Annotated in this window: 11 protein-coding genes (1 of these 11 cut by a window edge); 8 read left to right on the top strand and 3 right to left on the bottom strand. The window is 70.5% G+C overall.

What is annotated here, in order from left to right; all coding sequences use genetic code 11:
- Positions 1-54: 54 nt before the first annotated feature.
- Positions 55-4008, bottom strand: a complete 3954-nt coding sequence (eccCa, locus tag AB5J54_RS29005) for a type VII secretion protein EccCa (RefSeq protein WP_369146845.1) — start codon at positions 4006-4008, stop codon at positions 55-57.
- 227 nt (positions 4009-4235) lie between these two features.
- Between eccCa and eccD the strand changes: the two genes are divergently transcribed.
- The 6 genes from eccD to AB5J54_RS29035 all read left to right on the top strand — a co-directional run bounded on the left by eccD (position 4236) and on the right by AB5J54_RS29035 (position 11328).
- On the top strand, positions 4236-5708 hold the full coding sequence (gene eccD, locus AB5J54_RS29010) for a type VII secretion integral membrane protein EccD (protein WP_369146846.1): 1473 nt from the start codon (positions 4236-4238) through the stop codon (positions 5706-5708).
- A gap of 200 nt (positions 5709-5908) precedes the next feature.
- Positions 5909-6199, top strand: a complete 291-nt coding sequence (rpsO, locus tag AB5J54_RS29015) for a 30S ribosomal protein S15 (protein ID WP_189806146.1) — start codon at positions 5909-5911, stop codon at positions 6197-6199.
- A gap of 297 nt (positions 6200-6496) precedes the next feature.
- On the top strand, positions 6497-8716 hold the full coding sequence (locus AB5J54_RS29020; RefSeq protein ID WP_369146847.1) for a polyribonucleotide nucleotidyltransferase: 2220 nt from the start codon (positions 6497-6499) through the stop codon (positions 8714-8716).
- Entirely contained in the window at positions 8713-10092 is a 1380-nt protein-coding gene (locus AB5J54_RS29025; protein ID WP_369146848.1) for a M16 family metallopeptidase, read from the top strand. The genes AB5J54_RS29020 and AB5J54_RS29025 overlap by 4 nt, the downstream gene beginning before the upstream one ends.
- Before the next feature lie 25 nt (positions 10093-10117).
- The gene (dapB, locus tag AB5J54_RS29030; RefSeq protein ID WP_369146849.1) at positions 10118-10870 is read left to right on the top strand and encodes a 4-hydroxy-tetrahydrodipicolinate reductase; all 753 of its coding nucleotides are present in this window, start codon (positions 10118-10120) and stop codon (positions 10868-10870) included.
- A 5-nt stretch (positions 10871-10875) separates the two neighbouring features.
- Positions 10876-11328 carry a hypothetical protein gene (locus AB5J54_RS29035; protein WP_369146850.1) on the top strand — a complete coding sequence of 151 codons (453 nt, stop codon included), beginning with the start codon at positions 10876-10878 and terminating at the stop codon, positions 11326-11328.
- Here AB5J54_RS29035 and AB5J54_RS29040 read toward each other — a convergent pair.
- Both AB5J54_RS29040 and AB5J54_RS29045 read right to left on the bottom strand, forming a co-directional pair.
- A complete protein-coding gene (locus AB5J54_RS29040) occupies positions 11318-11878 on the bottom strand; it encodes a hypothetical protein (protein WP_369146851.1) in 561 nt (186 codons plus the stop codon). The genes AB5J54_RS29035 and AB5J54_RS29040 overlap by 11 nt on opposite strands.
- 54 nt (positions 11879-11932) lie before the next feature.
- Positions 11933-12199: a hypothetical protein gene (locus AB5J54_RS29045; RefSeq protein ID WP_369146852.1), complete on the bottom strand. Its 267-nt coding sequence runs from the start codon at positions 12197-12199 to the stop codon at positions 11933-11935.
- Between the two features lie 336 nt (positions 12200-12535).
- Between AB5J54_RS29045 and dapA the strand changes: the two genes are divergently transcribed.
- Positions 12536-13435, top strand: coding sequence for a 4-hydroxy-tetrahydrodipicolinate synthase (dapA, locus tag AB5J54_RS29050; RefSeq protein WP_369146854.1), 900 nt, complete (start codon positions 12536-12538; stop codon positions 13433-13435).
- 100 nt (positions 13436-13535) lie between these two features.
- A protein-coding gene (locus tag AB5J54_RS29055; protein ID WP_369146855.1) for a ribonuclease J crosses the window boundary here: on the top strand, positions 13536-14973 show its 5' portion. The gene runs 248 nt beyond the window's last position; 1438 of the gene's 1686 nt are visible here — the first part of the coding sequence; the start codon lies at positions 13536-13538; its stop codon lies beyond the right edge, outside the window.

The following is a 14973-nucleotide window of genomic DNA, read 5'->3' on the forward strand; positions in this document are numbered from 1 at the left end:
GGTCCCTCCCACACTAGTGGGAGGGACCGCTCCGCTCAGGGCTGTTCGAGCAGCTCAGTGCTGCTCGGGCAGCCAGCCCAGCTGCACCAGCGGCGTCCCGCGCTTCCGCGACACGAACGTGCCCCGGCCCGGAGGCATCGGCCGCGCCCGGACGCTGCCGAGGATGTCGCCCTCCTGCGGATCGCCGGAGAGGATCACGCCCTGCGCGCCCAGCTCCCGCATCCGCTGCATGAACGGCTCGTACATCGCGCGGGAGGCACCCGCCTGGCTGCGCGCCACGATGAACCGGATGCCGACGTCCCGCGCGAACGGCAGGTTCTCCACCAGAACCGCGAGCGGGTTCCCCGAGTTGGTGGCCACCAGCTCGAAGTCGTCGACCAGGACGAACAGTTGCGGACCCGACCACCAGCTGCGGTCGCGCAGCTGCTGCGGCGTGATGTCGGGCTTCGGCGCCCGCTTCGTCATCACGGTGTTCACCGCGTCCATGTGCATCTGCATGGCCGAGGCCATCGGCGCGTACTCCAGGAGGTGCGAGGGCGCCACGGCCTCCAGCATCGTCCGCCGGTAGTCGCCCACCACGATCCGCGCCTGCTCCGGCGAGTACCGCTCGCACAGCTGCTTGGCGATCAGCCGCAGCAGCGCCGTCTTGCCGGACTCGCTCTCGCCGAAGATCAGGAAGAACGGATCCGACTCGAAGTCGACGAACACCGGCTCCAGGTTCGTCTCGTCGATGCCGATCGCGATGCCGTGCTGCGGGTACTCGAAGCCCTTCGGCAGCTGCTCCGCCGGCAGCTTGCGCGGCAGCAGCCGCACCGCCGGCGCCGGGGCCCCCGTCCAGCTCGCCTTCACTGCCTGGACGAACGCCGCCGTGCCGTCCGCCAGATCGGCCGAGGAGCTCGACCCGTCGATCCGCGGCAGCGCCCCCATGAAGTGCAGCTTCTCCGGCACCTGGCCGCGGCCCGGCACACCGGTCGGCACGTTCGCCGCGACCTTCCGGTCGAACTCGGAGTCCATGACGTCGCCGAGCCGCAGTTCGAGCCGGCCCAGCATCTGGTCCTTGAGCGCCGCCCGCACCTCCATGTACCGGGCGGCGGTGATCACCACGTGGATGCCGTAGCCCAGACCGCGCGCCGCGATGTCGGAGACGATCGGCTCCAGCATGTCGTAGTCGTTGCGGAAGCTGCCCCAGCCGTCCACGATCAGGAAGACGTCGCCCCAGGCCTCGCCCGGCAGTTCGCCCGCCGCCCGCTTGCGCCGGTAGGTCGCGATCGAGTCGATGGAGTGCGCGCGGAAGAACTCCTCCCGCCGGTTCAGCACGCCCATGACCTCCGCGACCGTCCGGCGCACCCGCTCGGGGTCGAGCCGGGACGCCACCCCGCCGACGTGCGGCAGATCGGCCAGGGACACCATGCCGCCACCGCCGAAGTCCAGGCAGTAGAACTGCACTTCGGCCGGAGTGTGGGTGAGGGCGAACGAGGAGACGAGCGTCCGCATGATCGTCGACTTGCCGGACTGCGGACCGCCGACCACCATCATGTGACCGGCCGCGCCCGAGAAGTCCCGGTACAGCACCTCGCGCCGCTGCTCGAACGGCTTGTCGATGAGACCGAGCGGCACGGTGAGTGCGCCCTGACGGGTGTACTCCGTCGCCGTGAGCCCCCGGTCCGCGGTCTGCGCGAGCCCCGGAAGCAGCTGGTCGAGCGAGGGCGCCTGGTCGAGCGGCGGCAGCCACACCTGGTGCGCCGGCACCCCCTGGCCCTCCAGACGCCGCACGATCACGTCGAGGACGGTGTCCGCGAGCGCGTCGTCCTCCTCGCTGCGCTGCGCCGTCAGATAGGCCGGGTCCGGCGCCGCGTACACCACCGGCACCGGCGCCGCCGTGAACAGCGCGGGCCGCCGCTCCACCGGCATCTGCCCGATCTCCAGACGCGGCCCGCCCGTCCGGTAGGTCCCCGAGACGTACGCGGCCTTGAAGCGCGTCATCTCGTCCGTACCGAACTTCAGATAGCCCGAACCCGGCACCGACGGCAGGTGGTACGCGTCCGGCACGCCGATCGCCGTGCGCGACTCCGCCGCCGAGAAGGTCCGCAGACCGATCCGGTACGAGAGGTACGTGTCCAGGCCGCGCAGCTTGCCCTCCTCCAGGCGCTGCGAGGCCAGCAGCAGGTGCACACCGAGCGAACGGCCGATGCGGCCGATCTGGATGAACATGTCGATGAAGTCGGGCTTGGCGGTGAGGAGTTCGGAGAACTCGTCGATCACCAGGACCAGCGAGGCCAGCGGCTCCAGGGGAGCACCCGCCGCCCGCGCCTTCTCGTAGTCGTGGATGTTGGCGTAGTTGCCCGCCGAGCGCAGCAGCTCCTGTCGCCGCTGGAGCTCGCCGCGGATCGCGTCGCCCATGCGGTCGACGAGCGTCAGGTCGTCGGCGAGGTTGGTGATGACCGCCGCCACGTGCGGCATCTGCGACATGCCCGCGAAGGTCGCGCCGCCCTTGAAGTCCGCGAGGACGAAGTTCAGCGTCTCCGAGGAGTGCGTCACCGCGAGACCGAGCACCAGCGTGCGCAGCAGCTCCGACTTTCCGGAACCCGTCGCGCCGACGCACAGACCGTGCGGGCCCATGCCCTCCTGCGCCGCCTCCTTCAGGTCCAGCATGACCGGCGCGCCGTCCTCGCCGACACCGATCGGCACCCGGAGCCGCTCGGCCACCGACCGGGGCCGCCAGGTCCGCGCCACGTCCACCGAGGCCGCGTCCCCCAGGTTCAGCAGATCCGTGAAGTCCAGGTTGGCGAGCAGCGGTTCGTCGTCGTCCCCGCCGCCCATCCGCAGCGGCGAAAGCTGCCGGGCCAGCGCCTCGGCCGCCGGCAGCGAGATGCCGTCCGGCAGCCCCTCGTACGCGAAACCGCCGCCGGACTCCAGCCGCAGCCGGCCCGGCCGTACCACCACCGAGAGGCCACCGCGCGGCTCGTCGAGGTCACCGGAGACGACCTCCACGATCGTCACGCCCTGGAGGCCCTCCGCGGCCGCGAGCATCGAGTCCGGAGGCACCATCCCGCCGTCCAGGACGACCACCACGTGCGGCTGGTCGAGCACCGGCGGGCTCTCCCGGGAGAACCGGGTCCGCCCTTCCAGCTTCGAGCGGACCATGTTCTCCAGCTCACCGAGGTCGTCGCCGAACAGCCGCTTCGTACCGGCCCCGTCGACCTGCCCCGGCACCTGGGTGTGCGGCAGCCACTTCGTCCAGTCCCAGCGCTCCTGCGCCGGCCGCGCCGCCACCACGGCGAGCATCAGGTCGTCGGGGGAGTGCAGCGTCACCAGCTGCGCCACGAGCGCCCGCGCCGCCGCCTGCGCCGACTCCGGCTCGCCCGACACCGTCACGTGGTAGAACGCCCGCATCGAGACCGCCATCGGCAGCCCGTCCAAGGTCCCGTGCACCGCGAGGAACTGCTGCATCGCACCCGCGCACAGCGGCTCCAGCTCGTCCACCGGAGCCGTGTCCGGCGCCACGAGCGGCGTCGCCAGCTGCTGGGCCCCGAGGCCGATCCGCGCCTGCCCGAAGTCATGGTCGCCGACCCGCCGTTCCCACACCCGGGAACCCTCCGCCACCACCGACCACAGCTGCTCGGGGGCGGGGTGCAGATACAGCTGCGCGTCCCGCTGCCTGCGCGCCGTGCGCCGCACCGTACGCCGGGTCTGCGCGAGGTATTTGAGGTAGTCGCGGCGGACATCGGACATTTGCCCCTGCGTACCGCGACGGAATCTGACGAACTGGGCGACGGCCATCGCGACCGTCGACGCCAGCATCAGCGTGCCCATGATCCGCATGATCGGCGAGGGCGTCATGAAGAAGAAGACGACCGAAGAACCCATGCCGAGCATCGGCAGGAGCTGCATCAACGCCGACTCCTGCTGTCCCCGCGGAAGTTCCGGCGGAGACTCCAGGACCAGTTCCTCACCGGGCACTTCCGGAGGAAGTGACCTCGGCGGGCGTTTGACGACGATCTGGCTCACCGGCGCATCAATCCCTCGTTGGAGGCGGGCTCGTGGCGGGAGCATCCGCACGCCACCCCTGTCGGCAGCCGAGCGCACGGACTTCCCCCATGGGACGGCGATCCTACTTGCAGCCCCCACCGGCCGTCCCCGGTAGGGTGGCGCGCGCATCGTGCGCAACCGCGAATCAGATCGCGAGGGGCCGCGAATCCAGACGGGCGCAACCGCGAACCAGGGGGTCCACACACGTGAGTACGACCGCAACGACCGGCTTCTGCCGCGTCACCGTCGTGGCGCCGGACAGCCGCATCGACGTCGCGCTCCCCGAGGACATCGCCGTCGCCGACGTCTACCCGGAGATCCTGCGCCTCACCGGCCAGACCCAGGCGGCCGGCACCCCGACCGGCTACCACCTGGTCCGCCGCGACGGATCCGTCCTCGACGGCGCCCGCACCCTCGCCGCCCAGCAGGTCCTCGACGGCGAGGTGCTCTCCCTGCGCCCCTTCGCCCAGTCCCTGCCGCCGGCCGTCTACGACGACGTGTCCGACGCCGTCGCCTCCGCCGTCACCCGGGACCGGCACCTGTGGAGCGACGAGCTGCTGCGCGGCGCCGGACTCGTCGGCGGCGTGCTGCTCCTCGTCCTCATGGGCTTCGTCCTCTGGTTCGCCGACCCGGTCCGCCACGACATGCACAGCCTCCCCGGGATCATCGCGGGCGCCGCCGGTCTCCTCCTCACCGCCTTCGCCGGCGTCCGCGCCCGCGTCTACGCGGACCGGGCGACCGCCGTCGCCCTCGGCCTCGGCGCCCTGCCGCTGCTCCTCATCGCCGGCTCCGGCATCGTCGCCGCCGACCCGGGCCAGGGCCCCGGCCGCCTGCAGTTCCTGCTCGGCTGCGTCACCGTCCTCGTCGCCTCCGTGGCCCTCGTCGCGCTCACCCCCAGCGGCGACGCCCCCTTCGTGGCCGCCACCTTCCTCGCCGTCGTCGGCACCCTCGCCACCTTCCTGATGATCCTCACGGAGGCCACCGCCACCGAGGCGGCCGCCGCCTGCGCCCCCGTCGCCATCGGACTGGTCGCCTTCCTGCCCGGCCTCTCCGCCCGCTTCGCCCGCCTCCCGATCGGCTACGCCGCCCCGCGCAGCGCCGCCGACGACGAGTTCTCCGCCGAGCCGCAGCAGGGCGAGGAGGCGCAGCCCGTCGACGGCGAGCGCATCGCGCTCCAGGCCCGCCGCGGCCACGAGATGCTCCTCGGCCTGGTCGGCGGCTGCGCGGCCGTCGTCGTCGGCACCGCCGCGGTCCTCGGCTTCGCCGGAAACGTCTGGGGCCAGTTCCTCGCGCTCGCCGCCGGCCTCGCGATGCTGCTGCGCGCCCGCCTCTTCCGGTACACCTCGCAGGTCGCCTGCGTCCTCGTCGCCGGCATCGCCGCCATCGCGCTGCTCGTCCTCGGCCTCTCCCTCAACCCGCCGGCCGACCTGGTCAAGGACCTCCTCATGTACGGGGACCGGGGCGGCCTCGACATCCGTACGATCTGGCTCACCGCCGCCGTCGCCGCGGGCGCCGCGCTGATCACCGCGATCGGCCTGATCATCCCGAGGAAGGGCCTCTCGCCCTTCTGGGGCCGGCTCCTCGACCTGGCCGAGGGCTTCGTCCTGCTCTCCCTCGTCCCGCTCGCCCTCGCCGTCCTCGACGTCTTCACCCGGGTCCGGTCCCTCACCAGCAAGTAGAAAAGGGACCCGGGGGCGCTCCGGCGAGCTGGTACGCTGTGTGACGGCCGTTTGTGTACGCGCTCCCGGAAAGCCCCGAGATCACTCGGATGCCTCTGGAAGCTGCGCCCATCGGACCTTCGCCCGTGAAGTCACGGAAGCTTCCCCTGAGACCCAGACCAGGGGCACTCGCGGGCGCACGAACCAACGAGGAGAACCGCGTGGCTCTCGACGCCGCTGTCAAGAAGCAGATCTTTGCCGAGTTCGGCACCAAGGAGGGCGACACCGGCTCTCCCGAGGTCCAGGTCGCGATGCTGTCCCGCCGCATCTCGGACCTGACCGAGCACCTCAAGCAGCACAAGCACGACCACCACTCCCGTCGTGGTCTGCTGATCCTGGTCGGCCAGCGCCGCCGCCTGCTGCAGTACCTGGCCAAGAAGGACATCCAGCGCTTCCGTACGCTGGTCGACCGCCTCGGCATCCGCCGCGGTGCGGCCGGCGGCGCCAAGTAATCCGTTCCACGGTGAACGCTGCGGAGGGAGCGGTTCCCACTTTCAGGGGGCCGCTCCCTTTGCTGTACGTGCACAAAGTGCGCATCGGCACTTAGTCTGGTCGCACAACCCCATACGACGAGCGTGAAGCCGCCGGCCAGCCGCCGGTCCTCGGTAGTGGCCCCCGGAAACGAAGACCCGGGTGCTTCGATCGAAGACCGGCCCGCACCCTAGGCGAGCTTCTCCGCCCCCGTCGGACACCGTCCCCGGCCACACGGGTCGAAGGACGCAAAGACGAACACGTAGGAGAAACCCATAGTGGAGAACGAGACCCACTACGCCGAGGCCGTCATCGACAACGGCGCCTTCGGTACCCGCACCATCCGCTTCGAGACCGGCCGTCTGGCCAAGCAGGCCGCCGGCTCCGCCGTCGCCTACCTGGACGACGACACGATGGTCCTCTCGGCCACCACCGCCTCGAAGCGCCCCAAGGACCAGCTCGACTTCTTCCCCCTGACGGTGGACGTCGAGGAGCGGATGTACGCGGCCGGCAAGATCCCCGGCTCCTTCTTCCGCCGTGAGGGCCGCCCCTCCGAGGACGCCGTCCTCACCTGTCGCCTGATCGACCGCCCGCTGCGCCCCTCCTTCAAGAAGGGCCTGCGCAACGAGATCCAGATCGTCGAGACGATCATGGCGCTCAACCCCGACCACCTGTACGACGTGGTCGCGATCAACGCCGCCTCCTGCTCCACGCAGCTGGCCGGCCTGCCCTTCTCCGGCCCGATCGGCGGCACCCGTGTCGCGCTGATCAAGGGCCAGTGGGTCGCGTTCCCGACGCACACCGAGCTCGAGGATGCCGTCTTCGACATGGTCGTCGCCGGTCGCGTCCTGGAGGACGGCGACGTCGCGATCATGATGGTCGAGGCCGAGGCCACCGAGAAGACCATCGAGCTCGTCAAGGGCGGCGCCGAGGCGCCGACCGAGGAGGTCGTCGCCGCCGGTCTCGAGGCCGCGAAGCCCTTCATCAAGGTCCTCTGCAAGGCCCAGTCGGACCTCGCCGCCAAGGCCGCCAAGCCCACCGGCGAGTTCCCGGTCTTCCTCGACTACCAGGACGACGTCCTGGAGGCGCTCTCCGCCGCCGTCAAGGACGAGCTGGCCCAGGCGCTCACCATCGCCGGCAAGCAGGAGCGCGAGACCGAGCTCGACCGCATCAAGGAGCTCGCCGCCGAGAAGCTCCTCCCGGCCTTCGAGGGCCGCGAGAAGGAGATCTCCGGTGCGTACCGCGCGCTGACCAAGAAGCTGGTCCGCGAGCGCATCATCAAGGACAAGGTCCGCATCGACGGCCGCGGCATCACGGACATCCGTACGCTCGCCGCCGAGGTCGAGGCCATCCCGCGCGTGCACGGCTCGGCGCTGTTCGAGCGTGGCGAGACCCAGATCCTGGGCGTCACCACCCTCAACATGCTCCGCATGGAGCAGCAGCTGGACACCCTCTCCCCGGTGACCCGCAAGCGCTACATGCACAACTACAACTTCCCGCCGTACTCCGTCGGCGAGACCGGCCGCGTGGGCTCGCCCAAGCGCCGCGAGATCGGCCACGGCGCCCTCGCCGAGCGCGCCCTCGTGCCGGTCCTCCCGACCCGCGAGGAGTTCCCCTACGCGATCCGTCAGGTGTCCGAGGCCCTCGGCTCCAACGGTTCGACGTCCATGGGCTCGGTCTGCGCCTCCACCATGTCGCTGCTGAACGCCGGTGTGCCCCTCAAGGCCCCCGTCGCCGGCATCGCCATGGGCCTGATCTCCGAGGAGATCGAGGGCCAGACGCACTACGTCGCCCTCACCGACATCCTCGGTGCGGAGGACGCCTTCGGCGACATGGACTTCAAGGTCGCCGGTACGAAGGAGTTCGTCACCGCCCTCCAGCTCGACACCAAGCTGGACGGCATCCCGGCCTCCGTCCTGGCCGCGGCCCTCAAGCAGGCCCGCGACGCCCGCCTCCACATCCTCGACGTGATGATGGAAGCGATCGACACGCCGGACGAGATGTCCCCGAACGCCCCGCGGATCATCACCGTCAAGATCCCCGTGGACAAGATCGGTGAGGTCATCGGCCCCAAGGGCAAGATGATCAACCAGATCCAGGAGGACACCGGCGCCGACATCACGATCGAGGACGACGGCACCATCTACATCGGTGCCGCCCAGGGCTCGCAGGCCGAGGCCGCCCGCGCCACGATCAACGGCATCGCCAACCCGACCATGCCGGAGGTCGGCGAGCGCTACCTGGGTACGGTCGTCAAGACCACCACCTTCGGTGCCTTCGTCTCCCTGATGCCCGGCAAGGACGGCCTGCTGCACATCTCGCAGATCCGCAAGCTCGCCGGTGGCAAGCGCGTGGAGAACGTCGAGGACGTGCTCGCGATCGGCGCGAAGGTCCAGGTCGAGATCGCCGAGATCGACCAGCGCGGCAAGCTCTCCCTGGTCCCCGTCATGGCGGACGAGGACGCTGCCGAGGGTGACAAGGACGACGCTGCCAAGTGACGTCCCGTAGTTCCCGCGCGACGGCCCGCCCCTCTTCGGAGGGGCGGGCCGTCGCCCGTACCCAAACGCTTCTCCCGGGCAAGGACGGCATCGGCACGGTCCGCCGCACGACCCTCCCCGGCGGCCTGCGGATCGTCACCGAGACCCTCCCCTCCGTGCGCTCCGCCACCTTCGGCATCTGGGCGCACGTCGGCTCCCGCGACGAGACCCCCACGCTCAACGGCGCGACCCACTACCTGGAGCACCTCCTCTTCAAGGGCACCCGCAAGCGGTCCGCCCTCGACATCTCCGCCGCGATCGACGCGGTCGGCGGCGAGATGAACGCCTTCACGGCGAAGGAGTACACCTGCTACTACGCCCGGGTCCTCGACACCGACCTGCCGCTGGCGATCGACGTCGTCTGCGACATGCTCACGGACTCGCTGATCCTCGAAGAGGACGTGGACGCCGAGCGCGGCGTCATCCTCGAAGAGATCGCAATGACCGAGGACGACCCCGGTGACGTCGTGCACGAGCTGTTCGCGCAGACGATGTTCGGCGACACCCCGCTGGGCCGCCCGGTCCTCGGCACCGTCGACACGATCAACGCGCTCAGCCGCGGCCAGATCGCCCGCTTCTACAAGAAGCACTACGACCCGACCCACCTGGTCGTCGCCGCCGCGGGCAACGTCGACCACGCCACGGTGGTACGCCAGGTCCGCCGCGCCTTCGAGAAGGCCGGCGCCCTGACCCGTACCGACGCCCGGCCGGTCGCCCCCCGCGAGGGCGCGCGCACCCTCCGTACGGCGGGCCGCGTCGAGCTCCTCAACCGGAAGACCGAGCAGGCCCACGTGGTCCTCGGCATGCCGGGCCTGGCCCGCACCGACGAGCGCCGCTGGGCCCTCGGCGTGCTGAACACCGCCCTCGGCGGCGGCATGTCCTCCCGCCTCTTCCAGGAGGTCCGCGAGAAGCGCGGCCTGGCCTACAGCGTGTACTCGTACACCTCGGGCTTCGCCGACTGCGGCCTCTTCGGCGTGTACGCGGGCTGCCGGCCCAGCCAGGTCCACGACGTCCTGAAGATCTGCCGGGACGAGCTCGACAAGGTCGCCTCCGACGGCCTCACGGACGAGGAGATCACCCGCGCCGTCGGGCAGCTCTCCGGCTCGACCGTGCTCGGCCTGGAGGACACCGGCGCGCTGATGAACCGCATCGGCAAGAGCGAGCTGTGCTGGGGCACCCAGATGTCGGTCGACGACATGCTGACCCGGATCGCGGCGGTCACCCCGGACGACGTCCGCGAGGTCGCCCGCGATGTACTGGAGCAGCGGCCCTCGCTGTCGGTGATCGGCCCGCTGAAGGACAAGCAGGCGGACCGCCTCCACCACGCGGTCTCCTGAACCCCAAGTCCCTTAAGGAAGAGCAATGAGCAAGCTGCGCGTGGCGGTCCTCGGAGCCAAGGGCCGCATCGGCTCCGAGGCGGTCAGGGCCGTCGAGGCCGCCGAGGACATGGAACTGGTCGCGGCCCTCGGCCGCGGCGACAGCCTGGAGACGCTCACCGAGGCGGGCGCCCAGGTCGTCGTCGAGCTGACCACCCCCGACTCGGTCATGGAGAACCTCGACTACTGCGTGGGTCACGGCATCCACGCGGTGGTCGGCACCACCGGCTGGACCGAGGAGCGCCTCGCGCAGCTGAAGGGCTGGCTGGCCGCCTCCCCGGAGACCGGCGTCCTCATCGCGCCGAACTTCTCCATCGGCGCGGTCCTCACCATGAAGTTCGCGCAGATCGCGGCCCCGTACTTCGAGTCGGTCGAGATCGTCGAACTGCACCACCCGAACAAGGTGGACGCCCCCTCCGGCACCGCCACCCGCACCGCCCAGCTGATCGCCGAGGCCCGGTCGAAGGCAGGCTGCGCCCCGCAGCCCGACGCCACGACCACCGCCCTCGACGGCGCGCGCGGGGCGAACGTCGACGGCGTCCCCGTCCACGCCGTACGCCTCCGGGGCCTGCTCGCCCACCAGGAGGTGCTGCTCGGCGGCGAGGGCGAGACCCTCACCGTCCGGCACGACTCCCTGCACCACTCCAGCTTCATGCCGGGCATCCTCCTGGGCGCCCGCCGCGTGACCTCCGCCCCGGGCCTCACCTTCGGCCTGGAGCACTTCCTGGACCTGGGCTGACGGCCATGGGCGGAAAGATCACGTACGTCTTCCTGGCCACCGTGCTCGTGCTCGTCTTCGGCGTGGTGGCGATGGAGGGCGTCCTGCTCCTCCTCACGGGCGAGCCGGCCGCCATGGGCATGGGCGCCGTGGCGTTCCTGCTGCCCGCCGTCGGCGGCTGGTTCCTCTGGAAGAACACCAGCTTCGCGCGCCGGGCCAACCGCCTGGCCGCGGAGCTGGAGGCCGAGGGCGGCCTGCCCGTCGACGAGCTGAAGCGCACGGAGGGCGGCCGGATCCTCCGGGACTCGGCCGACGAGGTCTTCGCCCGGCGCAAGGCCGAGACGGAGGACTCACCCGAGGACTGGCGCTGCTGGTTCCGGCTCGCGGTGGCCTACCACGACGCCCGGGACACCCCCCGGGCCCGCAAGGCGATGCAGCGGGCCATCGCGCTCCACGAGGGGCGTCCGGTCAGCGCGTAGCGGCCGGGGCCGTGCCGTACTCGGCGTTCCAGGCCTCGACCGTGTCGGCCGCCCGGTCGAAGGCCTCGACACGGGAGAGGAAGTCGGCGTTGTGGTCGGTGAGCAGCAGCAACTGCTCACCACCCTGCCGGTCGAGCACCAGGGCCTGACCCTGGACGGTACGGGGGAGTCCGAGCCAGCGGACCGGCTGCTGGGTGGTGCGTACGGAGGTCACCTTCGCCCAGGGCACGGTGACGGTCGAGAAGAAGGCCACGCGGCGCAGGCCGACGCGGCTCACCCAGGTGCCCATCCGCAGCATCCGCAGCGAGGCCACGATGACCAGCGCGGCGATGCCGAGCGTGACGCCCGCGCCGCCGAAGGCTCCGGCCACCGCGATGATCACGGCGGCGAGCAGGACGAACGAGGCGAGCAGCAGCGCGAGCGCCGCCGCCCCCACCCGCCACGAGCCCGGCCGGTACGGGCGGCGCCACTCGTCGTGGTCGTCGAACGGCAGGGCTACTTGGTCGGTCGTGTCAAAAGCACGGTCGGCCGTCAGAAAGGGCAGGGGCACGACAGGTCCTCACTCACAAGCACGCTCGAAGGGGCAGTGCCCGGTGAGGCTACCTCAGCGGTTGTCGGAGGCCTCGGACTGCTGCTGACGAGTGGCCGAGTCACCCGACTGGAGCGAGGGCATCCCGAAGATCAGGGATCCGACGAGTCCGGCCACGACGGTCAGCCCGAGCAGGCCGCGGCCCACGATCTGCGGGGCGCTGAGGCGCTCCCTGGGCGGTGGAGTGACGTTACTGCGGAAGTGGTCGGCCTCCGCGACGAACGCGAACGGTACGGCCTCTCGCCTGGGGGTACCCCCGGACGGAGTCTGGGGGAGGAACATCAGAGCCACTCTCCTCATTTGTCGTCATGCGTCACAGGTACAGACGACGGAAGAGACGTTTTGGTGCCCTTTTTCATCAAAGCGGCCGAATCTCATCCTCCGGGAGGACGCCACCGAGGAAGGCGATCACCGTGTTGGACGACTATGCAGTCCCATACGGCACACATGTCCGAACACACGATGCGAAGTGTCCGTATTGCGACGTTTCACGAAGTTCATCTAGGCTGATCAAACGGACCCGGCGCTGCCTGAACCCCCGAGCAGGCAGCGCCGGGCTCCCTTTCTCCTGTCCCCCTCGGGGACACCAGGCGCTGAGCAGCGAGTAGCGTGTTACCCATGGCTCCGATCTCCACTCCGCAGACCCCCTTCGGGCGGGTCCTCACCGCCATGGTCACGCCCTTCACGGCGGACGGCGCACTCGACCTCGACGGTGCCCAGCGACTCGCCACCCACCTGGTGGACGCGGGCAACGACGGCCTCGTCATCAACGGCACCACCGGCGAGTCCCCGACCACCAGCGACGCGGAGAAATCGGAGCTCGTCCGAGCGGTACTGGAGGCGGTCGGCGACCGCGCCCACGTCGTCGCCGGCATCGGCACCAACGACACCCACCACTCCATCGAACTCGCCCGCACCGCCGAGCGCGACGGCGCACACGGCCTCCTCGCCGTGACGCCGTACTACAACAAGCCCCCACAGGAGGGCCTGTACCGGCACTTCTCGGCCATCGCCGACGCCACCGAGCTCCCGGTGATGCTCTACGACATCCCCGGCCGCAGCGGCGTCCCGATCGACACCGAGACGATCGTCCGCCTCGCCGAGCACCCGCGCATCGTCGCCAACAAGGACGCCAAGGGCGACCTCGGCCGCGCCAGCTGGGCCATCGCCCGCTCCGGCCTCGCCTGGTACTCCGGCGACGACATGCTCAACCTGCCGCTGCTCTCCGTCGGCGCCTGCGGCTTCGTCTCCGTCGTCGGCCACCTCGTCACCCCGGAGCTCCGCGCCCTCCTCGACGCCCACCTCGGCGGCGAGGTCCAGAAGGCCACGGAGATCCACCAGAAGCTGCTCCCGGTCTACACCGGCATGTTCCGCACCCAGGGCGTCATGACCACCAAGGCCGCCCTCGCCCTCCAGGGCCTCCCGGCCGGCCCGCTGCGCCCGCCGCTCGTCGAGCTCTCCCCGGAGGAGACGGCCCAGCTCAAGGTCGACCTGGCCGCCGGCGGGGTAGAACTCTGACAACAGACTTCACAACTGAACACTGACAACAGCAAGTGCACGATTGTCATGCGCGCCACGTGCCCGACCGGTACGTGGCGCGCATGGTGAGGAGAGTCTTTTGAGTCATCCGCATCCCGAACTCGGCGCCCCGCCGAAGCTGCCCAAGGGCGGCCTGCGCGTCATCCCGCTCGGCGGCCTCGGTGAGATCGGCCGCAACATGACGGTCTTCGAGTTCGACGGCCGTCTGCTGATCGTCGACTGCGGCGTCCTCTTCCCCGAGGAGGAGCAGCCCGGCGTCGACCTGATCCTGCCGGACTTCACCATCATCCGGGACCGCCTCGACGACATCGAGGGCATCGTGCTCACGCACGGGCACGAGGACCACATCGGCGCCGTCCCGTACCTGCTCCGGCTGAAGCCGGACATCCCGCTCATCGGCTCCAAGCTGACCCTCGCCCTGATCGAGGCCAAGCTCCAGGAGCACCGCATCCGCCCCTACACCCTTGAGGTGAAGGAGGGCGACCGCGAGCAGCTGGGCCCCTTCGACTGCGAGTTCGTCGCGGTCAACCACTCCATCCCGGACGCCCTGGCCGTCGCCATCCGCACCCCCGCGGGCATGGCCGTCGCCACCGGTGACTTCAAGATGGACCAGCTCCCGATGGACGGCCGCCTGACCGACCTCCACGCGTTCGCGCGGCTCAGCGAGGAGGGCATCGACCTCCTGCTGTCCGACTCGACGAACGCCGAGGTCCCGGGCTTCGTCCCGCCGGAGCGGGACATCTCGAACGTCCTGCGGAACGTCTTCGCGAACGCCCCGAAGCGGATCATCGTGGCCAGCTTCGCCAGCCACGTGCACCGCATCCAGCAGATCATCGACGCCGCCCACGAGTACGGGCGCCGGGTCGCCTTCGTCGGCCGCTCGATGGTCCGCAACATGGGCATCGCCCGCGACCTGGGCTACCTCCGGGTCCCGGCCGGCCTCGTCGTGGACGTGAAGACCCTCGACGACCTGCCGGACGACGAGGTCGTGCTGGTCTGCACGGGTTCCCAGGGCGAGCCCATGGCGGCCCTGTCCCGCATGGCCAACCGCGACCACCAGATCCGCATCGTCCCCGGCGACACGGTGATCCTCGCGTCCTCGCTCATCCCGGGCAACGAGAACGCGGTCTACCGCGTGATCAACGGCCTGACCCGCTGGGGCGCGAACGTGGTCCACAAGGGCAACGCCAAGGTCCACGTCTCGGGCCACGCCTCGGCCGGCGAGCTGCTGTACTTCTACAACATCTGCAAGCCGAAGAACCTCATGCCGGTGCACGGCGAATGGCGCCACCTTCGCGCCAACGCCGAGCTCGGCGCGATGACGGGCATCCCCAAGGACCACATCGTCATCGCCGAGGACGGCGTCGTCGTCGACCTGGTCGACGGCCGCGCCCGCATCACCGGCAAGGTCCAGGCGGGCTACGTGTACGTGGACGGCCTCTCGGTCGGCGACGTCACGGAGACCTCCCTCAAGGACCGCCGGATCCTCGGCGAGGAGGGCATCATCTCGGTCTTCC

This window comes from Streptomyces sp. R44 (assembly GCF_041053105.1).
Classification (GTDB): Bacteria; Actinomycetota; Actinomycetes; order Streptomycetales; family Streptomycetaceae; genus Streptomyces.